This is a genomic window from Bosea sp. AS-1 (assembly GCF_002220095.1).
Taxonomy (GTDB): domain Bacteria; phylum Pseudomonadota; class Alphaproteobacteria; order Rhizobiales; family Beijerinckiaceae; genus Allobosea.
This window is the reverse complement of the sequence record NZ_CP022372.1, coordinates 174,303-193,094: the sequence shown is the minus strand read 5'-3', so window position 1 is coordinate 193,094 and position 18,792 is coordinate 174,303. Positions and strand designations below refer to the sequence as shown.

Here is an 18,792-nt window from a genome sequence, read left to right as displayed (position 1 = left end):
GGTTCCGACCCGATGCGCGAGATCGTTCTCGATACGGAGACCACCGGCGTCGAAGCCAATAATGGCGACCGCATCGTCGAGATCGGCTGCGTCGAGCTGGTCAACCACTGCCCCAGCGGTCGCACCTATCACGTCTACATCAATCCCGAGCGCTCGATGCCCGTCGAGGCCTTCAACGTCCATGGGCTCTCGGAGGAGTTCCTGTCCGACAAGCAGGTCTTTGCCGAGATCGCCGAGGAGTTCGCCGCGTTCATCGCTGACGCCCGGCTGGTGATCCATAACGCCGCCTTCGACGTCGGCTTCATCAACATGGAGTTCAAGCGCGTCGGCCTGCCGCCGATCGAGCCGGCCAATGTGGTCGATTCGCTTTCGATGGCGCGCCGCAAGCATCCCGGCGCTTCCAACAGCCTCGATGCCCTCTGCTCGCGCTATGGCATCGACAACAGCCGCCGTACCAAGCACGGTGCGTTGCTCGACTCCGAGATTCTGGCCGAGGTCTATATCGAGCTGATCGGCGGCAAGCAGGCTTCGCTCGGCCTCGGGGTCGAGGCTGCGGCCGGCCGCCCGGGCCTCGCCGCTCCGGTGATCGAGAAGCCGCAGCGTACTCGCCCACTCGTGCCGCGCCTCGACGAGGCTGCGGTCCAGGCGCACGAGGCCTTCATCCTTAAATCTCTGAAGGCCCCGCTCTGGAAGGGCTATCTCGGCATCACCGACGAAGCAGCACAGTAAGGGTCAACGGCTCCGGCTGCCGGCCCGCCGCGACAGCATGTTGAGCGCCTCGACCAGCGCCGAAAAAGCCATTGCCGCGTAGATGTAGCCCTTCGGCACATGGACGCCGAAGCCTTCCGCGATCAGCGTGCCGCCGATCATCAGCAGGAAGCCGAGCGCCAGCATCACGATGGTCGGGTTCTTCTCGATGAATCGCGCCAGCGGATCGGCGGCGAGCAGCATCGTCAGCACCGCGACGATCACGGCGATGACCATGACGGGGATGTGTTCGGTCATGCCGACAGCGGTGATGATCGAATCGATCGAGAAGACGAGATCGAGCAGCAGGATTTGGGCGATCACGCTGCCGAAATTGGCCGCAGCGGCGCGGCCGCCGTCGAAGACGTCCGGGCCAGGCTCGGGATCGACCTTGTGATGGATCTCCTTCGTCGCCTTCCAGACCAGGAAGAGCCCGCCTGCGATCAGAATGAGATCGCGCCAGGAGAAGGACTGGCCGAACACGGAGAAGATTGGCGCGGTGAGCTTGACGATGATCGCGACCGTGCTGAGCAGCGCGAGCCTCAGGATCAGCGCGAGCCCGATGCCGATCTTGCGGCCTTTCGAGCGCTGATGCTCCGGCAGCTTGTTGGTCAGGATCGAGATGAAGATCAGGTTGTCGATGCCGAGCACGACCTCCATGGCGATCAATGCTCCGAGCGCGGCCCATACGGCAGGGTCGGAAGCAAGCGTCACAAGGGCGTCCATCGGGTCTCCATCGGATAAGGAAAAGGCGGGCGTCCCGGTGGGGCGTCCGCCATGAGCCCGCCCGACATGGCGAGGGGTGGTGTGCCCTGCAAGGGCAACAATCATTCGCAACAAACGAAAAAGGGCCCCGGAAGGGGCCCTTTCGCGATCACGGAGCGCTTGGCTCAGGAGTTGGCGGCGCCGGGCTGGGCGGTCTCCTGCATGCGCTGCTGGTAGAGCGCGGCGAAATCGATCGGCGGCACGTAGAAGGCCGGGAAGCCGCCGTTCTGCACGGCCTCGGCGATGATCTGGCGCGCGAAGGGGAAGAGCAGGCGCGCGCAGTCGATCACCAGCACCGGATGGATGTGCTCCTCCGGGATGTTCTGCAGCCGGAAGACGCCGGCATAGCTGAGATCGAAGGCGAACAGCGTCTCGTTGTTGAGCTCGGCCTTGCCCTCGAGCTTCAGCACGGTCTCGTAGTCGGGGCCGCCGAGGCCGGTCGTGCTGACATTGACCTGCAGCGACATCTGCGGGCCGTTCTGGGCCTCCTGCTGGGCGAGCGCACGCGGCGCCTTCGGGTTTTCGAAGGAGAAATCCTTGGTGTATTGGATCAGGGCGTTGAGGCTCGGAGCCGTATCCTCGGCGCCGGCGCCGTTGCCGTTGGGAAGTTCGTTGGCCATCGGTCCCATCTTGTTCTGGCAGGCTGTCTCGGGAAGTCCCGCACCGCTTTCAGGCACGCGGGACTGCGCTGCGCCTCCGGGGCGACGCGCGCGTCGGCTATCATGGACAGGGAGGCGGCACAAGAACTCGCCTTCACAACGCCGGGGGTGGATGTTACGAGCCTGTCTCACCATATGACGGTGGTGACGGCCTGCTGCCGGCGATCTGGCGGCAGTCTGGGCCATGACAAGAACGGGGAGCCGCGGGTCAGCCTTCGATGCAAAATTCCTTCGACATTACGACTCTGGTCTTCTTGGCTCTGGCCGTTTTCGTCGCCTGGAAGCTGCGCTCGGTTCTCGGTCAGAAGACCGGACACGAGCAGCCGCCGAAGGATCCGTTCATCAGGCGCGAGACGCCGCCGATGCGTCCGGATCAGGCGCAGTCGCCGGACAAGCGCGACAATGTCATCCGCCTGCCGGGTGCGGCCAATGATCCCGCTGCGGCTCCGGTGCCGGATGCCGAGCGCTGGAAGGACATTGCTGCTCCCGATTCTCCCGTCGGGAAAGGCATTGAGGCGATCATTCGCCTGGAGCCGGATTTCGATCCGCAGGCCTTCGTGAGCGGCGCCAAATCGGCCTACGAGACCATCGTCACGGCCTTTGCCCGCGGCGATCGCAAGATGCTGAAGGGCCTGCTCGCCAAGGAAGTCTATGAAGGCTTCGAACAGGCGATCACCGACCGCGAGAAGCGCGGAGAGAAGGCCGAGTCGAACTTCGTCTCGATCGACAAGGCGGATCTGACCGCCGTCGACGTCAAGGGCAAGACGGCGCAGATCACCGTGGCGTTCGTCTCGCAACTGATCAGTGTGACGCGCGACGCTCAAGGCAATGTCGTCGACGGCAGCGCCGATCAGGTCTCGGAGGTCAACGACATCTGGACCTTCTCGCGCCAGCTCGGCAGCAGGGATCCCAACTGGCTGCTCGTCGCCACCGAAGCCGGAGCGTGATTCGTCGTGCCGCGGCTGCGCTCGTGCTGGTCGCGGCCACCTCTCTTGCTTCGATGACGGCCATGGCCACGCCGCCCTTTCCGCTGCCGGATGGCGCCCGCGCCGAACCGCTCTCGCCCGACGTCATCGCCGGCTGGCGGCAGGACGACCAGGGCAAGGCCTTCGCCATCTTCGCACGGGGCTGCATGGCCGATCCGCCGCTTCGCCAGGCGGTTGCCCTGCCGGATGTGCTCGAGGCCGCGTGTGGCAAGGCGAAGGCCCTCGCTGCCACCGGCTCCGTGAGTGCGGAGCAGGCCCGTAGCTTCTTCGAGCAGAATTTCAGCTTCTGGCGCATCCGCCCCGCCGATGCGGAAACCGGCTTCATGACCGGCTATTTCGAGCCGGAGTTCGAAGGCGCGCTGACGCGCTCCGAGGCTTTTCCGACACCACTCTACGATCGCCCGAAGGATTTGGTCACCCGCCAGCCCGATGATGATTGGCCGGGCCTCGACAAGACGCTTTCCGCCGCGCGGAGCACCGACAAGGGCCTCGAGCCCTTTCCGGATCGCGCCGCGATCGAGACCGGCGCGCTCGACGGTCAGGGGCTGGAAGTCCTCTGGCTGCGCGACCCCGTCGATCGTTTCGTGCTGCAGGTGCAGGGCTCGGGCCGGGTGCGGCTGCCCGACGGCTCGGTGACACGTCTGGTCTATTCCGGTCGTAACGGCCTGCCCTATACCTCTCTCGGCCGCGTGTTGAGCCAGCGCGAGAACATCCCGCCAGCGCAGATGACCATGGATAGGCTCGTCGCGCGGCTGAAGGCGGATCCCGCTTTCGCGCGCGACCTCATCCGCCTCAACCGTTCCTTCGTTTTCTTCACCCGCCGCGACGACCTGCCCGCCGAAGCCGGGCCGATCGGAGGCGCCGGATTGCCGCTGACACCGCTGCGCAGCATCGCCATCGATCGCAATGCCTGGCCTTATGGGCTGCCGGTCTGGATCGACGCGACCATCCCCGACGGGGCGGGCAGTGATGAGCATCTGGCGCGGCTGATGGTCGCGCAGGATACCGGCTCCGCCATCCTTGGCCCTGCCCGGATGGATCTTTTCGTCGGTTCCGGTTCAGCCGCTGGGCACCGCGCCGGGCTGATCCGGCATCCGGTTTCTTTCACTGTGCTTTGGCCGCGTTGAGATGCGGTCGCGCAGGGGCAGGACGCTGAGCGAAGCCGATATCGCGCTCTGGCGACAGGTGGCGCGCTCCGTCAAGCCGTTGCCGGGCCGGGCGCCGCTCGAGCCCGAGCCGCCTCCGCCGCCCGCGGCACCCGCTGCGACGGAAACCTCCATCCTTGTCGTTGCGGCTGCAACGGTGGCCAAAGCCGTGCCGCCGAGCGCCCCGCCGCTGGCCCCGATCGAGCGTCGCTTGCGCACCCAGCTCCGGCGTGGGCAGCAAGGTATCGAGGCCTCGATCGACCTGCACGGCATGCGCCAGGACGAGGCGCATCTGGCGCTGCGTGGCTTTCTGCGTCGGGAGCAGGCGCGCGGCACGCGCATCTGTCTCGTCGTCACGGGAAAGGGCGGACCGGCTCCGGCCCTTTTCGGCGAGGAGCGCGGTGTCCTGCGCCGCATGGTGCCGCATTGGTTGAGGCTGTCCGAACTGCGCCCGCTGGTGCTGGGCTTCGAGGAGGCCGAGCAGCGCCATGGCGGTTCCGGAGCGCTTTATGTCCGCCTGAGGCGTCTCAGGGAGCATGGACCGTGACGCCCTTCGGCCGGCGTGTGCGCGAGCTTCGCGAGAAGCGCGGCATCACGCTCGCGCAGATGGCCGAGGGGCTCGGCGTCACGCCCGCCTATCTCTCGGCGCTCGAGCACGGCAAGCGTGGCCGCCCGACCTTCACGCTGATCCAGGGCACGATCCATCTTCTCGGCATCATCTGGGACGAGGCCGACGAACTCGTCCGCCTGGCCGATCTCTCCCATCCGCGCGTCACGGTCGATACGGCCGGGCTGGACGCGGAGGCAACGCTGTTCGCCAATCGCCTCGCCCGGGAGATCGACACGCTCGATGCCGAGGATCTGCGCCGCCTCGGCGGAATCCTCGATGAGGCAGCCAGCCGCCGCGAGCCGCCGGCTTGACCCGAAACCGGGCGGATGCGACACGGCCGCCACTTCCCCTTTTCGGCCATCCAGCCCCGCATCAATCCGGATCCATCCATGACCAGCACCCGCACGGACGTTCTCGCCCTCGGCAACGCCATCGTCGATGTTCTCGCCTCGGCAGAGGAGGATTTCCTCGCCGCGCAGAAGCTGACCAAGGGTGCGATGATGCTGATCGACGAGGAGCGCGCCGAGTCGCTCTACGCCGCCATGGGCCCGGCCCGCATCATTTCCGGCGGCTCGGCCGCCAATACCATCGCCGGCCTCGCCTCCTTCGGCGGCAAGGGCGCCTTCATCGGCAAGGTCAGGGGCGACGAGCTCGGCAAGCTCTACCGGCACGACCTGACCTCCCTGGGCGTCGCCTTCGGCACGGCCGATGCGATGGACGGCCCGGCGACCGCCCGTTCCTTCATCATCGTCACACCAGACGGCGAGCGCACGATGAACACCTATCTCGGCGCCTGCCAGGGTCTCTCGGTCGCCGATGTCGACGAGAAGGCTGTCGAGAGCGCCGACATCGTCTATCTCGAAGGCTATCTCTGGGATCCGCCGGCGGCGAAGGAAGCCTTCCGCAAGGCCTCCGAGATCGCTCACAAGGCTGGCGGGCGCGTCGCCATCACCCTCTCGGATTCCTTCTGCGTCGACCGCTACCGCGACGAATTCCTCGGTCTGGTCCGCAATCGCATGGTCGACCTCGTCTTCGCCAACGAGCACGAGCTGAAGAGCCTCTACCAGACGGCGGATTTCGACACGGCCCTGTCCTGGCTGCGCTCCGAGAACATCCTCGCCGTGGTCACACGCTCGGAGAAGGGCGCGCTGGCGGTGACGCCGGACGGCATCGTCGAGGAGCCGGTCTTCCCGGTCGAACGCGTCGTCGATGCGACCGGCGCCGGCGACCTTTTTGCCGCGGGCTTCCTCTATGGGCTGACCTCGGGCCGCGAGACGCGCGATTCCCTGCGTCTCGGCGCGCTGGCGGCGGCCGAGATCATCTCCCACCTCGGCGCCCGGCCGGATGTCAACCTGAAGACGCTGGCGGGCAACGAAGGACTGCTGTGATTGTCCCGTCCCCTTGGGATGTTGCCTGCATCGTGGACGGATCAGGAAAGGGCCGCTCGCGCGGCCCTTTCTCTTTCTCTCAATACAGTGTCGCCTTGACCCGCGCGGGCAGCGCCTCGTCGTAGCTCTTGCCATCGAAGGTCTCGACCGCGGCATTGCGCGCGGTGATGTCGCGCAGGATGGTGCCGGCGGAAGGAAGGCTGTGCCGCTCGACCTGCCGCTGCGGGTTCCAGAGCTCCGCCCTTACCACCGCGCGCGAGCACTGGAAGTAGACCGCCTCGACATGGACGATCATCACGCTTGCCGGCAGCTTCCCGCCCATCTCGAACCTGGCACACAACCCAGGATCGCAGGAAACCTCGGCGCGTCCGTTCACGCGCAGGGTCTCGCCGCAACCGGGGATCAGGAAGAGCATTCCGATTCGATCGTCGAACAGGATATTCTTCAACGAATCCAGCCTGTTATTGCCTTTTCGGTCGGGAATCAGGAGCGTTTTCGCGTCCCGGACCGTGACAAAGCCCGGCAAATCCCCGCGCGGTGAACAATCCAGTCCCCCCGGACCAACCGTCGCGAGCACGAAAAACGGTGAGGCGGCGATCAGCGCTGCATAATTCTCGTCGACATGGTCGATCTCCTTGAAGATCGAGGCGGGAGCGACGGGATTGGGATAGGCGCGAGCGAGATCGTCGAGCGAGGCGATACGGTGGTCGGACATGCCGGTCTCCATGGGGCGGCATAAGTCTAGACTATTAAGAAGGCCGCGTCATCCGCTGCTTGGACCCTGCCCCTCAACCCAAAGCTCCGGCGATCGCCTCTGCCAGGCCAGCCGGATTGTCCCAGGGGATGGAATGTCCGGCCCGCGCCACCGTGACGAGATCGACACCGGCCTCGGGGAGGCCGAGCGCATCATCGTAGGGCAGCGACCATTCTCCGACGATCAGCCGGCGTGGCACGGGAAGGGCGATGAGCATGCTCCGCCATGTCGGCTCGCTGCCCGCGACCAGCGAGCAGGCGGTCCGGTGAACCGCATAAGGTGCGGTGCGGGCGAGGGAAGTGGCCCAGATATCGTTCCCCTCCGCCTTGCTGGCCCGGATCACTTCATCCTGGCCGCCCGCGCGATAATCCGTTTCGGCCATCACCGCGATGCGGCGGCTGAATACGCCGCCGCCGGGATCCAGATTCGGTTCGCCAACGACGAGCCTGCCCAGGCACGCGCCCAGCATCGTCGCGGCGACGATGGCGACGGTTCCGCCCATGCTGTGACCGAAGAGGTCGACCTGCGGCAGGCCCAGCGCCTCGACCAGCGCGACGATGCTGCGGGCATGATCGTCGATCGTATAGCCGAAGGCTTCCGGCCGGTCGCTGAAGCCGGATCCGAGAAGATCGATCAGCAGCATGCGCCGCCCGCGCAGAGCGGCATCGGCAGCGACAGTGGGGTAGTCGCAGGAGGATGCGCAACCCAGCCCATGCAGGAGCACGAGAGGCGTCCCACTGCCCGGGAGATCGTGATAGCGCAGCCGGCTGTCGGTTCCGGGAACGGGGAATGATTTCATCGGCTGCCTCGAATGCTTCCCGGAGGTGGGAAAACTAGTCCCAAGCTGGCGCGGCCATGTCAGCAGCCGAGGTGTCGAAAAGCAAAACACCCCGCATCGGTCGATGCGGGGCGTCTCGTTTCACGTGAATCCGCTTGGACGATTACTCGCCGGCCGCCTGCTTCTCGCGGGACTTCTCAGCCTCACGCTCGGCCTTCAGCTTTTCGGTGATGTCTTCGCCGGTGGTCTGGTCGACGACCTTCATCGAGAGGCGGATCTTGCCGCGCTCGTCCATGCCGAGGAACTTCACCTTGACCTTGTCGCCTTCCTTGACGACGTCCTGGACCTTCTGGACGCGCTTGGGGGCGAGCTCGGAGATGTGGACGAGGCCGTCCTTGGCGCCGAAGAAGTTCACGAAGGCGCCGAACTCCATGATCTTGACGACGGTGCCGTCATAGATCGTGCCGGTCTCCGGCTCGGAGACGATCGACTTGATCCACTTGATCGCCGCTTCGATTGACTTGCCGTCGGCCGAGGCGATCTTGATGGTGCCGTCATCCTCGATATTCACCTTGGCGCCGGTCTTCTCGACGATCTCGCGGATGACCTTGCCGCCGGAGCCGATGACTTCGCGGATCTTGTCGACCGGGATCTTCATCGTCTCGATGCGCGGCGCGAACTCGCCGAGCTGGCTGCGCGAGGCGGAGAGCGCCTTGGCCATCTCGCCGAGGATGTGCTCGCGACCGCCCTTGGCCTGGTCGAGGGCGACCTTCATGATCTCCTCGGTGATGCCGGCGATCTTGATGTCCATCTGCAGCGAGGTGATGCCCTCGCCCGTGCCGGCCACCTTGAAGTCCATGTCGCCGAGATGGTCCTCGTCGCCGAGGATGTCGGAGAGCACGGCGAAGCGCTCACCCTCGAGGATCAGGCCCATGGCGATGCCCGCGACCGGCGCGCGCAGCGGCACGCCGGCATCCATCAGCGCCAGCGAGGTGCCGCAGACGGTGGCCATCGAGGAGGAGCCGTTCGACTCGGTGATCTCCGAGACGACGCGCAGCGTGTAGGGGAACTCGCCCTTGCCCGGCAGCATCGGGTGGATGGCGCGCCAGGCGAGCTTGCCATGGCCGATCTCGCGGCGGCCGGGTGAACCCATGCGGCCGGTCTCGCCGACGGAGTAGGGCGGGAAGTTGTAGTGCAGCAGGAAGGTTTCCTTGTAGGTGCCTTCCAGCGAGTCGATGAACTGCTCGTCGTCACCGGTGCCGAGCGTGGTTACGACCAGCGCCTGCGTCTCGCCACGGGTGAACAGGGCCGAGCCGTGGGTGCGCGGCAGGACGCCGGCCTGGGCCACGATCGGGCGCACGGTCTTGCCGTCGCGGCCGTCGATGCGGATGCCGTCGTCCAGGATGTTCCAGCGCACGATCTTGGCCTGCGCTTCCTTGAACTGTGCGCCGACCTTGTCCTTCGGGAAGGTGGCGACGCCGTCCGGCGTCTCCGAGACAAGCGCGGCGACGACCTTGGCCTTGACGGCGTCGACGGCCTTGTAGCGCTCGGCCTTGGCGGTGATCTTGTAGGCGGCGCGCAGATCCGCTTCACCGACCTTCATGATCGCGTCGAGGATGGCGGAATCATCCGGCGGGTTGAACTCGCGCGGCTCCTTGGCGGCCTTTTCGGCCAGGCGGATGATCGCGTCGATGACCGGCTGGAAATGCTTGTGGCCGAACATCACGGCACCGAGCATGATCTCCTCGGAGAGCTCCTTCGCCTCCGACTCGACCATCATCACGGCGTCCTGGGTGCCGGCGACGACGAGGTCGAGAACCGATTCCTTAGCCTCTTCGATCGTCGGGTTCAGCTTGTAGGCGCCGTCGATATAGCCGACGCGAGCAGCGCCGATCGGGCCCATGAAGGGCACACCGGAGAGGGTCAGCGCCGCCGAGGTGGCGACCATCGCGAGGATGTCGGGGTCGTTCTCCAGGTCATGCTGGAGCACGGTGACGACGACCTGCGTGTCGTTCTTGTAGCCTTCGACGAAGAGCGGGCGGATCGGACGGTCGATCAGGCGGGAGACCAGCGTCTCCTTCTCGCTCGGGCGCCCCTCGCGCTTGAAATAGCCGCCCGGGATGCGGCCGGCGGCGAAGGTCTTTTCCTGGTAATTGACGGTCAGCGGGAAGAAGTCGAAGCCGGGCTTCGGCTCCTTGGCCGAGACGACAGTGGCGAGCACGACGGTCTCGCCATAGGTGGCCATCACGGCGCCGTCGGCCTGGCGGGCGACCTTGCCGGTTTCGAGGACGAGCTTGCGGCCGCCCCAGATCAGTTCTTCGGTTTGGATGTCGAACATGTTTTTCGTCTTTCGGTCGGGTTCGACCCGTCCGGTGCCTTCAGGCCCATGGGCAAGACGGCGGAAAGCTCGGGTTGTGCGAGGTTGGCGCCCGAGCGCTCGGCGATCCTGCCATGGACGTCTGCGGCGCCCGGCGGGTCACGCGGGAGGGCCGCCCCATGCGGCCGCCGCGGCAGTCAGGCGATCCGCCCCTGGCGGCCTCGCCCGAAAAGGAGCCGCCCGGAGCGTGGCGCACCGGGCGGAAACGGTTTTCAGCCTTCGATCAGCGGCGGATGCCGAGCCGTTCGATCAGCGTCTTGTAGCGGGCCTCTTCCTTGCCCTTGAGGTAGTCGAGCAGCGAACGGCGCTGCGAGACCAGCTTGAGCAGGCCGCGGCGCGAATGGTTGTCCTTCGCATGCGACTTGAAGTGGCCGGTGAGGTTGTTGATGCGCTCGGTCAGGATCGCGACCTGAACTTCCGGCGAGCCGGTGTCGTTCGGCTTGGTGGCGTATTCCTTCAGCAGCTCGGTCTTGCGTTCGGCAGTGATCGACATCGGGATATCCTTTTGTCTCGGGTTGATCTGGCGGGCCTGGCCGGGATGTCGTCCAGCGAGGTCCGAAATCCGCGAGCCGCCTCATCGCGGAGGGGTCGCGCAGCCGGCTTTTTCGGTCCGGATGCCGGGGCATATACACGAAATTGGTGGAAACGCCAGCGCTACCGCATGTCAGCGGCCGGCCGGCGATACTATGGGCGATTCCACCGGGGCCGTGCCATGATCGTAGCGCTGCTGCGCGGCCTGGATCTCGCCGATATGAGCCTCGGCCCAGAGCGTGAGCTGATGCACCGTCTGCGAGAGCGTGCGCCCGAGCCCGGTCAGGGAATATTCGACCGTCACCGGTACCGTCGGGAACACCTCGCGCTGGACCAGTCCGTCGCGTTCGAGGCTTTTCAGCGTCTGCGACAGCATCTTCTGCGATATGTTCTCGATCCTGCGCCGCAGCTGGTTGAAGCGCAGCGTCCCCCCATCGAGCGCGATCAGAATCAACACGGCCCAGGTATCGCCGATGCGGTCGAGCACGCGCCGCGTCGGGCAGAGAGCCTGGAAAGGGTCGGGGCGTTTCAGCATGGCGGTTTCCATGAGGTGACCATGTCGCCCGAAAGTGCCTTCTTTACGGGGCAGTCCGACATGGTCAGATAGGTTCCATTGGAATGCAGGTATCAAAAATATACCTAAATCAGGAGCCCATGTCATGAAAGTCGCATTGATCGGCGCCAGTGGATTCATCGGTTCGCGCCTGCTGGCCGAACTGGCCTCCCGCGGCCACATCGTTACCGCCATCGTCCGCAATCCGGAGAAGGTGGCATCCTTGCCGGGCGTCACGGCGGTGAAGGGCGACATCTTCGACAAGGACGGACTGGCCAAGCTGCTGGCCGGCCATGACACGGCGATCAGCGCCGTGCATTTCACCGCAAGCGACCCGGAGGCCCTGCTCGCCACGGTGAAGCAATCCGGCGTGAAGCGCTATCTCGTCGTCGGCGGTGCGGGCAGCCTCGAAGTCGCGCCGGGGGTGAAGCTCTTCGACACCCCGGAATTCCCGACCATCTATCTCGACGAAGCGAAGAAGGGCGGCGTCTTCCTCGATCTGCTGAAGCGGGAACCGACCCTCGACTGGACCTTCCTTTCGCCCTCGGCCCTGATTCAGCCGGGCGAGCGCACGGGCAAGTTCCGGCTCGGTGACGACCAGCTCCTGGTCGACGACAAGGGCAAGAGCACGATTTCCGCTGAGGACTATGCCGTGGCGCTGATCGACGAGCTGGAAAAGCCGGCTCATAGCCGTCGTCGTTTCACGGTCGGCTACTGACGGCCTGGCAGACCGCAGAGCAAACAAAAGGGCCGCGCCTCTTGCGGAGGCGCGGCCCTTGTTCATGTCCAATGCGCTCTCATGCCTTGCGGAAGCGCTTCTCGCCGATACTGAGTGTACCGCGCTTGAGTTTGCCGAGCGCGACCCAGCCGGATTCGCCCTCGAAATAGAGTTTCGAACGGTCGACGGCATAGCGACCGCTGTGCCGGGCGCCGACCTCCGGCTTCTGCTTGTGGAAGCGGCCGTCCGGCGTCAGGTCGATGAGGATGGCGCCATCTTCCGTCTTCCAGCTGCCGATGGCGGCCTGCTCGAAGGGGGAAGGAGCATCGGCTCCGTCGAGATCGATCTCGAGCGGGCGAATGGCGCGGCTGCGCGGCGCAATGCCGGTAGCGAACTGGCCGAGAGCCTGAAGAACCTGGCTGATCTGCATGGGTCCGGTCTCCCTGAAGTGAAGAGAGCCCTGCGGCCGCCCTCGGGACGGAACAGGGGGGCGACGACGGTCACGCACGCTTGCGGCGTCCGCAAAGTCGAAGTCTCACGAAGATGTCTGTCGATGGTGGCGCCTGCTGGGCACGACTGTGGCGGCGCTGTTCCGTAGATAGGGGCCGGCTGCCTCATTGCAAGAGGTGGAAGATCGGGATTTTGCGCGGAATCGAGGCGGGCGAGCCTGGGAATCGCGAACGGCGCCTTTCGGCGCCGTTAGGATATGTGGCGGAGAGGAGAAGCGAAGATGCCCCCTCTAGAACTCCTCCCACCCGGTATCCTGAGCACGGCCATTGGCGACCTTGCGGGGTGCGGGGGCCGCCCTGGACTGGACGAAGGCGGCTTCAGCCAGCTGGCGCAGGCGCTCCGGCTCGGAATCGCCCGCCGCGGGGGTGGTGGCCGCTGCCGCGGGAGCCGGGCGGATCGCAGGGCGCGACGCCTTGGTTGGCCGCGCGGGGGAGGACGGGAGGACCTGCGGATAGCCCGTCTGCCCGACAGCCTCGCGGCCGGTCCGGAAGGTCGCAACGAGATCGTTGAGCTGGCCGATGCGCCCGGAGAGCGCATTGGCGGAGGCTGCGCTCTGTTCGGCCAGGGCCGCGTTCTGCTGCGTCATCTCGTCGAGATGCGCCACCGCCTGGCTCATTTCATCGATGCCGTTGGCCTGTTCGCCCGAAGCCGCCGAGATATCGGCGATGGTGGCGGCGACCTTCTGTGAGGCTTCGAGGATGCGCGCGAGCTGGTCGCCGGCCTGGCGCACGAGCTTCACGCCTGCGCCGACTTCGGTGTTCGAGGAGGAAATCAGCCCGGAGATGTCCTTGGCCGCCTCGCCCGAGCGCTGGGCGAGCGTGCGCACCTCGGAGGCGACGACGGCAAAGCCCTTGCCGGCCTCGCCGGCGCGGGCCGCTTCCACCGCGGCGTTGAGAGCGAGCAGGTTGGTCTGAAAGGCGATGTCGTCGATGACGCGGATGATGTCGGAGATCTTCTGCGAGGCCGCTTCGATGCGGGCCATGGCCTCGACAGCCTGGCTGGCGATGGCGCCGCCGCTCTCGGCGGCCTCCATCGCATCGGTGGCGATGCGCGCGGCATCCTTCGAGGCCTGGGCCGAGGCCTTGACGGAGGCGGCGAGCTCCTCGGTGGTCGCCGCGGTCTCCTCGAGCGAGGAAGCCTGTTCCTCGGTTCGCTTCGAGAGATCCTCGGCGCCCATGTTGATCTCGCGGGCGGCGAGGCCGACATCGGCCGAAGTGGTCTGGATGGTGGCGACCGTGTCGGAGAGGCGATCGACGGTCTCGTTGATGGCCCCCTTCAGATCGGCGAAGCGGCCGCGATAGGCAGTCTCGACCCGATTTGTCAGGTCGCCGCCAGCGATCGCCTTCAAGGCCTGCGCGAACTCAGTCGTCGCTGAATCGACGACCGCGTTGATCTCGTTGAGGCCCGTGACCAATCGCTGCATCTGCTCGTCGGCACCATCGATCTGCAGCCGGGCTGAGAAATCACCGGCGGCAGCCGCCGCGACCACCTCGCCGACGTCCGAGACCACGGCCTCCATCGACTGCGCCCGCGCCAGCCGCGCCGCTGCCGAGGCGCGTTCCTGTTCCTGCAGCAACGCGACCTGCTCCGTGCTCTGGCGCAGCACCGCGACGGCTCGTGCCATGGCTCCGATCTCGTCGGGGCGCTCGGAATGCGGGACGTCGATCCTGGTGTCGCCAGCGGTCAGCTTTTCCATGACGGTGCTGAGGTCGAGGAGCGGGCGGGTGATCGAGCGCTGGGCGAAGACCAGGGCGACGCCGGCGGAAATGACGAGGGTTGCCAGCAGGACGAGCGGCAGGACCCACTGGACCTGGCGGGTGAAGGCGGTCGCCTCGTCTCCGACGAGGATGCCCGCTTTCTCGGTGGCCTGGCTGAAGCCGATGAGCAGGTCGTTCAGCGCCTTGCGGTTGGCGCGGTTCTGCTCGTTGTTGCCTTGGGCGTTCGCGGCCGCGGGCGACACGCTGCGGCCAAGGCGGACGGTTTCGCCCCGGAAGGTGATGAAGTCCTCGACCGCCTTGGCGATCCGGTCGACGGTGTCGCGCTGCTCGGTCGGCGCGATCTTCTGCAGATCGGCTACGAATGTACGCAGGGCCGGAAAGCGGTCTTCGACGCCCTTGGCGAAAGGCTCCGCCTCCTGGGAATTCTTGGCCATGTAGATGCCGCGCGAATCCATCACGACGGCAGTCACGAGGCCGTTGATCCGCTGGGTCAGCAGCGCGACATTCCCCTGGATCTCGGAGCGCGTGTTCAGGTCGTCGGCCCTGTGCAGGCCATAGAGACTGATGATCGCAGACATGATGGCGCCGCCCGCGACGATGGCGAGCATGGCGAGGATCTTCAGGCGAATGGATTTCATGATGATGGTCCCGGGGCGGCTTCCTGAACGAGAAAGCCGTTTCAACCAGACGACCTTTTGCCAGCGATCATAAAAATCTGCTTAAGAGGCGCACGCTGCGCTGACGTAGAATTCGAGCGTTGTCGATCGAAGTCGATTGAATATGACTCAACGTCATCTCGTCCATGTCGTGTGCAGAGACAAGGGCGCGTCGTATCTGCACTTGTATCGGTCGATCCCTCTGCCATCCGGCAACCTGCCGCTGGGGATCATCGCGTCACGCTCGCGGCCGAGCCAATGCCGGTCCAACACGGAGTAACGCTACCTCCCCCTTGATCGCGGGGCCTTGCCTGAACATGTTGGGTCTTCCGCAGTCGAGATCCCGGTTTCCGTTTCCCATGTCCGAATCCAGCAATGCCCCTGTCATGCACGCCACCACCATCCTGATGGTGCGCAAGGGCGGCCGCGTCGTCATCGGCGGCGACGGCCAGGTCTCGCTCGGCCAGACGATCATGAAGGGCAACGCCAGGAAGGTGCGCCGTCTCGCCAAGGGACAGGTGATCGCAGGCTTCGCCGGCGCCACCGCCGATGCCTTCACCCTGTTCGAGCGGCTGGAGAGCAAGCTGGAGCAGTATCCGACGCAGCTGCTACGGGCCTGCGTCGAGCTCGCCAAGGACTGGCGCACCGACCGCTATCTGCGCCGGCTCGAGGCGATGCTGCTCGTCGCCGACAAGGAGGTCTCCCTGCTGATCTCGGGCACGGGCGACGTGCTGGAGCCGGAGGCCAGCGAGCATGGCGCGGTGATGGCGATCGGCTCCGGCGGCAACTACGCGCTTTCGGCGGCGCGTGCCCTGATCGATGTCGAGCCCGATGCCGAGGCGATCGTGCGCAAGGCGATGAAGATCGCCGGCGACATCTGCGTCTATACCAATCACAGCCTCGTCATCGAGACGCTCGAGGCGGCGTGACCGCCCTCGCCGCTGCTCACTTCACCTGGATGCATCCTCTGCAATGACCAGCTTTTCCCCCCGCGAGATCGTTTCCGAGCTCGACCGTTTCATCGTTGGCCAGAAGGACGCCAAGCGCGCCGTCGCCATCGCGCTGCGCAACCGCTGGCGCCGCCAGCAGCTCGAAGGCCCGCTGCGTGAGGAGGTCTCGCCCAAGAACATCCTGATGATCGGGCCGACCGGCTGCGGCAAGACCGAGATCGCGCGGCGCCTCGCCAAGCTGGCGAATGCGCCCTTCCTCAAGGTCGAGGCCACCAAGTTCACCGAGGTCGGTTATGTCGGCCGCGACGTCGAATCGATCGTGCGCGACCTGCTCGAGATCGCGATCGCGCTGGTGCGCGAGAGCCGGCGCAAGGACGTCGAGGCCAAGGCCCAGCTCGCGGCCGAGGAGCGTGTGCTCGATGCCCTCGTCGGAGCGAATTCCAGTCAGGCGACGCGTGAGTCCTTCCGCCGCAAGCTGCGCAACAACGAGCTCGACGACAAGGAAATCGAGGTCGAGGTGGCGGCTGGTGCCGGAGCGGCCGCACCGATGTTCGAGGTGCCGGGCATGCCGGGCGCGTCGATCGGCGCGATCAACCTGTCCGACATGTTCGGCAAGGCTTTCGGCCAGAAGGGCAAGCCCAAGCGCATGCTGGTCAAGGATGCGCATGCGCCGCTTCTGGCTGAGGAAAGCGACAAGCTGATCGACCAGGAAGCCATCGTCCAGGCGGCGATCCGCGAGGTCGAGGAGAACGGCATCGTCTTCCTCGACGAGATCGACAAGATCTGCGCCCGCGAGGGCAAGGGCGGCGCCGATGTCTCGCGCGAAGGCGTGCAGCGCGATTTGCTGCCGCTGATCGAGGGCACGACCGTTGCGACCAAGCACGGTGCGGTGAAGAGCGACCATATCCTGTTCATCGCCTCGGGCGCCTTCCACGTCTCGCGCCCCTCCGATCTTTTGCCCGAGCTGCAGGGTCGTCTGCCGATCCGCGTCGAGCTCAACCCGCTCGATGTCGAGGATTTCAAGCGCATTCTGACCGAGACGGAAGCGAGCCTGATCAAGCAATCGGTAGCCTTGATGGCGACCGAGGAGGTCGCGATCGCGTTCAAGCCAGATGCGATCGATGCCATCGCCCGCATCGCCGTCGAGGTGAACTCCACCGTCGAGAATATCGGTGCGCGCCGGCTCCAGACGGTGATCGAGCGCATTCTCGACGAGATCTCCTTCACCGCGCCGGACCGCTCCGGCGAGACAGTGACGATCGACGCGGCCTATGTCGAGGCGCGCATCGGGGACCTTGCCAAGAACGCCGATCTGAGCCGGTTCATCCTCTGATGGCCGAATCGGGGGAGCAGGTATCGGAGCCGCCCTCCCGCCTTGCCCGTGATTCGGCGGTGGTCGGCGCCGCGACCATTGCCTCGCGCCTCCTCGGCTTCGCGCGCGACGTGCTGATCGCGCGTCTGCTGGGCGGCGGGCCCGTTGCGGATGCCTATCTCGCGGCGCTGCGATTGCCCAACCTCGTTCGCCGGGTGCTCGGCGAAGGCGGTCTCAATGCGCCCTTCGTCCCGCTCTATCTCGCGACTGCGCGTGAACGAGGCGAGGTCGAGGCGCGCCGCTTCGCCGCCGAGGCGACCGGCAACCTGACTTTCCTGCTTCTGGCTTTGGTGGTGGCGGGGGAACTGTTCGCGCCCTGGCTGGTACTCGGTCTTGCCGGCGGTTTTGCCGATGAGCCGGCGACGCTGGACTTTGCCGCGTACTATACGCGATTGATGCTGCCTTTCCTGCTGTTGACGACGCTGGCCGCGCTGCTCGCGGCGCTGCTCAATGCCGAAAGACGCTTCGCCGTCGCGGCTTTGGCGCCGGCCCTGATGAACGCCATCCTGCTCGTCCTGCTGCTGGTGCTGCATATTTACGGCACGGTGCCCGAGATTGCGGCACAGTGGCTCGCGATCGGCGTCAGCCTCACCGGCCTTGCGCATCTTGCGATGATCCTGCTGGCGCTCCGCGGTCTCGGCCTGCCGCGTCCGAGCCTGCGCTGGTCATCCGACATGACCCGCCTGCTGCGTACCGGCGGCGCGACCCTGCTCGCCGCCTCGGCGGCGCAGCTTGTCCTGCTGGTCGCGACGCAGATCGCCTCGATGGAGCCCGGCGCCGTTTCGGCGCTCTATTACGCCGATCGCGTCTTCCAGCTCCCGCTCGGCTTCGTCGGCGTGGCGATGGGCACCGTCGTGCTCTCCGACATGGCGAGCGTCGCCGGCCATGACGGCCCGGATGCGATGTTGGGGCAGTCGCTGGCGCTGGGCCTGGCGCTCGCTCTGCCGGCTGGCACCGCGCTCGTTGCTCTTGCCGATCCGATCGTCTCGGTGCTGTTCGAGCATGGCCGCTTCGAGGCGGCGGATCGCGTGCGCACCGCCGCGGCGCTCGCGGCCTTTGGCTATGGCCTGCCTTTCGCCATCGCGGCAAAGGTTTTTGGCCAGATCTATTTTGCGCGGCGCCTGCCACGCCTGCCCTTGCTGTCGGGGGGGCTGGCGTTGCTGGTGGCGGCGCTCGTCGGCTTCGGGTTGGCCGGTGGCGGCAACGCCGCGCAGATCGCGGCCATCGCCGCGACGCTCGCTTTCGTCGTGCAGGCCGTCATGCTCGGGGGCATGCTGGTTCGGGACGGCATCTGGCGCCCGAGCGTGAGCAATCTGCGACCTATCGCTGCCAGCCTTGCCGCGAGCGCGGTCATGCTGGGCGCCCTGCCGCTGCTGCTCGGCGCATTGGCGGGGCCACTCGCCGCCGACCAGCCTCTGTTGCATCGCGCCGCTGCGCTGGCGCTGCTCTGCCTCGGCGGGCTCGTCGTCTATGCTGCGGTGGGCGCGATGCTGGGCGCCTTCGGCGCTCTCCCCTTGCGCAAGCGGCGGGCTTGAGCCAGAAGCGCCCCTTCCTCCCTCCATCGTGACGACGGAG

Annotated in this window: 19 protein-coding genes; 10 read left to right on the top strand and 9 right to left on the bottom strand. The window is 66.2% G+C overall.

The features are described from left to right. Positions 1-12 precede the first annotated feature (12 nt). On the top strand, positions 13-729 hold the full coding sequence (gene dnaQ / locus CE453_RS02565) for a DNA polymerase III subunit epsilon (RefSeq protein WP_089173165.1): 717 nt from the start codon (positions 13-15) through the stop codon (positions 727-729). Positions 730-732: 3 nt separating this feature from the next. Here dnaQ and CE453_RS02560 read toward each other — a convergent pair whose 3' ends face one another. Beyond that, entirely contained in the window at positions 733-1,473 is a 741-nt protein-coding gene (locus tag CE453_RS02560) for a TerC family protein (RefSeq protein WP_089173164.1), read from the bottom strand. A gap of 164 nt (positions 1,474-1,637) precedes the next feature. After that, positions 1,638-2,132, bottom strand: a complete 495-nt coding sequence (gene secB / locus CE453_RS02555; protein WP_089173163.1) for a protein-export chaperone SecB — start codon at positions 2,130-2,132, stop codon at positions 1,638-1,640. 257 nt (positions 2,133-2,389) lie between these two features. On the opposite strand from secB, the gene CE453_RS02550 reads away from it, so the two are divergent. The 5 genes from CE453_RS02550 to CE453_RS02530 all read left to right on the top strand — a co-directional run bounded on the left by CE453_RS02550 (position 2,390) and on the right by CE453_RS02530 (position 6,300). Further along, the gene (locus CE453_RS02550) at positions 2,390-3,118 is read left to right on the top strand and encodes a Tim44/TimA family putative adaptor protein (RefSeq protein WP_089173162.1); all 729 of its coding nucleotides are present in this window, start codon (positions 2,390-2,392) and stop codon (positions 3,116-3,118) included. Further along, a complete protein-coding gene (gene mltA, locus CE453_RS02545) occupies positions 3,115-4,284 on the top strand; it encodes a murein transglycosylase A (RefSeq protein WP_248307918.1) in 1,170 nt (389 codons plus the stop codon). Before CE453_RS02550 ends, mltA begins: the two co-directional genes overlap by 4 nt. A 1-nt stretch (position 4,285) precedes the next feature. Then, positions 4,286-4,849, top strand: a complete 564-nt coding sequence (locus tag CE453_RS02540; RefSeq protein WP_089173161.1) for a Smr/MutS family protein — start codon at positions 4,286-4,288, stop codon at positions 4,847-4,849. Next, complete coding sequence (locus tag CE453_RS02535) at positions 4,846-5,223, top strand: helix-turn-helix domain-containing protein (RefSeq protein ID WP_089173160.1); 378 nt, start codon at positions 4,846-4,848, stop codon at positions 5,221-5,223. The genes CE453_RS02540 and CE453_RS02535 overlap by 4 nt, the downstream gene beginning before the upstream one ends. Positions 5,224-5,301: 78 nt before the next feature. Beyond that, the gene (locus tag CE453_RS02530; RefSeq protein ID WP_089177656.1) at positions 5,302-6,300 is read left to right on the top strand and encodes an adenosine kinase; all 999 of its coding nucleotides are present in this window, start codon (positions 5,302-5,304) and stop codon (positions 6,298-6,300) included. A 79-nt stretch (positions 6,301-6,379) separates the two neighbouring features. Here CE453_RS02530 and CE453_RS02525 read toward each other — a convergent pair whose 3' ends face one another. The 5 genes from CE453_RS02525 to CE453_RS02505 form a co-directional block, all read right to left on the bottom strand. Continuing rightward, positions 6,380-7,015: a pyridoxamine 5'-phosphate oxidase family protein gene (locus CE453_RS02525; protein WP_089173159.1), complete on the bottom strand. Its 636-nt coding sequence runs from the start codon at positions 7,013-7,015 to the stop codon at positions 6,380-6,382. Positions 7,016-7,088: 73 nt separating this feature from the next. Continuing rightward, positions 7,089-7,853, bottom strand: a complete 765-nt coding sequence (locus tag CE453_RS02520; RefSeq protein ID WP_089173158.1) for an alpha/beta fold hydrolase — start codon at positions 7,851-7,853, stop codon at positions 7,089-7,091. Between the two features lie 142 nt (positions 7,854-7,995). Continuing rightward, positions 7,996-10,170 carry a polyribonucleotide nucleotidyltransferase gene (gene pnp / locus CE453_RS02515; protein WP_089173157.1) on the bottom strand — a complete coding sequence of 725 codons (2,175 nt, stop codon included), beginning with the start codon at positions 10,168-10,170 and terminating at the stop codon, positions 7,996-7,998. 262 nt (positions 10,171-10,432) lie between these two features. After that, entirely contained in the window at positions 10,433-10,702 is a 270-nt protein-coding gene (gene rpsO / locus CE453_RS02510) for a 30S ribosomal protein S15 (RefSeq protein ID WP_089173156.1), read from the bottom strand. A 171-nt stretch (positions 10,703-10,873) separates the two neighbouring features. Further along, the gene (locus tag CE453_RS02505) at positions 10,874-11,275 is read right to left on the bottom strand and encodes a winged helix-turn-helix transcriptional regulator (RefSeq protein ID WP_472840974.1); all 402 of its coding nucleotides are present in this window, start codon (positions 11,273-11,275) and stop codon (positions 10,874-10,876) included. 124 nt (positions 11,276-11,399) lie between these two features. Between CE453_RS02505 and CE453_RS02500 the strand changes: the two genes are divergently transcribed. Then, positions 11,400-12,011 carry an NAD(P)-dependent oxidoreductase gene (locus CE453_RS02500; protein WP_089173155.1) on the top strand — a complete coding sequence of 204 codons (612 nt, stop codon included), beginning with the start codon at positions 11,400-11,402 and terminating at the stop codon, positions 12,009-12,011. A gap of 79 nt (positions 12,012-12,090) precedes the next feature. On the opposite strand, the gene CE453_RS02495 is transcribed toward CE453_RS02500, so the two are convergent. Together CE453_RS02495 and CE453_RS02490 are read right to left on the bottom strand one after the other, a co-directional pair. Continuing rightward, on the bottom strand, positions 12,091-12,441 hold the full coding sequence (locus CE453_RS02495) for an Atu4866 domain-containing protein (protein WP_089173154.1): 351 nt from the start codon (positions 12,439-12,441) through the stop codon (positions 12,091-12,093). Between the two features lie 309 nt (positions 12,442-12,750). Further along, positions 12,751-14,877, bottom strand: a complete 2,127-nt coding sequence (locus tag CE453_RS02490; RefSeq protein ID WP_089173153.1) for a methyl-accepting chemotaxis protein — start codon at positions 14,875-14,877, stop codon at positions 12,751-12,753. Between the two features lie 377 nt (positions 14,878-15,254). Here CE453_RS02490 and hslV point away from each other — a divergent pair, with 377 nt between their 5' ends. From hslV to murJ, 3 genes are read left to right on the top strand one after another with little or no spacing between them, the layout of a single operon-like run. Next, the gene (gene hslV, locus CE453_RS02485) at positions 15,255-15,824 is read left to right on the top strand and encodes an ATP-dependent protease subunit HslV (RefSeq protein ID WP_089173152.1); all 570 of its coding nucleotides are present in this window, start codon (positions 15,255-15,257) and stop codon (positions 15,822-15,824) included. A 43-nt stretch (positions 15,825-15,867) separates the two neighbouring features. Then, positions 15,868-17,178, top strand: coding sequence for an ATP-dependent protease ATPase subunit HslU (gene hslU / locus CE453_RS02480; RefSeq protein WP_089173151.1), 1,311 nt, complete (start codon positions 15,868-15,870; stop codon positions 17,176-17,178). Further along, positions 17,178-18,752: a murein biosynthesis integral membrane protein MurJ gene (gene murJ / locus CE453_RS02475; protein ID WP_089173150.1), complete on the top strand. Its 1,575-nt coding sequence runs from the start codon at positions 17,178-17,180 to the stop codon at positions 18,750-18,752. The genes hslU and murJ overlap by 1 nt, the downstream gene beginning before the upstream one ends. The last annotated feature ends 40 nt before the right edge of the window (positions 18,753-18,792 follow it).

Coding starts and splice junctions, on each gene's coding strand:
- CE453_RS02500 (WP_089173155.1), top strand. CDS start 11,400: ATGAAAGTCGCATTGATCGGCGCCAGTGGATTCATCGGTTCGCGCCTG.
- hslU (WP_089173151.1), top strand. CDS start 15,868: ATGACCAGCTTTTCCCCCCGCGAGATCGTTTCCGAGCTCGACCGTTTC.
- CE453_RS02560 (WP_089173164.1), bottom strand. CDS start 1,473: ATGGACGCCCTTGTGACGCTTGCTTCCGACCCTGCCGTATGGGCCGCG.
- dnaQ (WP_089173165.1), top strand. CDS start 13: ATGCGCGAGATCGTTCTCGATACGGAGACCACCGGCGTCGAAGCCAAT.
- CE453_RS02505 (WP_472840974.1), bottom strand. CDS start 11,275: ATGCTGAAACGCCCCGACCCTTTCCAGGCTCTCTGCCCGACGCGGCGC.
- hslV (WP_089173152.1), top strand. CDS start 15,255: ATGTCCGAATCCAGCAATGCCCCTGTCATGCACGCCACCACCATCCTG.
- rpsO (WP_089173156.1), bottom strand. CDS start 10,702: ATGTCGATCACTGCCGAACGCAAGACCGAGCTGCTGAAGGAATACGCC.
- CE453_RS02530 (WP_089177656.1), top strand. CDS start 5,302: ATGACCAGCACCCGCACGGACGTTCTCGCCCTCGGCAACGCCATCGTC.
- CE453_RS02525 (WP_089173159.1), bottom strand. CDS start 7,015: ATGTCCGACCACCGTATCGCCTCGCTCGACGATCTCGCTCGCGCCTAT.
- CE453_RS02520 (WP_089173158.1), bottom strand. CDS start 7,853: ATGAAATCATTCCCCGTTCCCGGAACCGACAGCCGGCTGCGCTATCAC.
- secB (WP_089173163.1), bottom strand. CDS start 2,132: ATGGCCAACGAACTTCCCAACGGCAACGGCGCCGGCGCCGAGGATACG.
- pnp (WP_089173157.1), bottom strand. CDS start 10,170: ATGTTCGACATCCAAACCGAAGAACTGATCTGGGGCGGCCGCAAGCTC.
- CE453_RS02495 (WP_089173154.1), bottom strand. CDS start 12,441: ATGCAGATCAGCCAGGTTCTTCAGGCTCTCGGCCAGTTCGCTACCGGC.
- CE453_RS02490 (WP_089173153.1), bottom strand. CDS start 14,877: ATGAAATCCATTCGCCTGAAGATCCTCGCCATGCTCGCCATCGTCGCG.
- CE453_RS02540 (WP_089173161.1), top strand. CDS start 4,286: ATGCGGTCGCGCAGGGGCAGGACGCTGAGCGAAGCCGATATCGCGCTC.
- CE453_RS02550 (WP_089173162.1), top strand. CDS start 2,390: ATGCAAAATTCCTTCGACATTACGACTCTGGTCTTCTTGGCTCTGGCC.
- murJ (WP_089173150.1), top strand. CDS start 17,178: ATGGCCGAATCGGGGGAGCAGGTATCGGAGCCGCCCTCCCGCCTTGCC.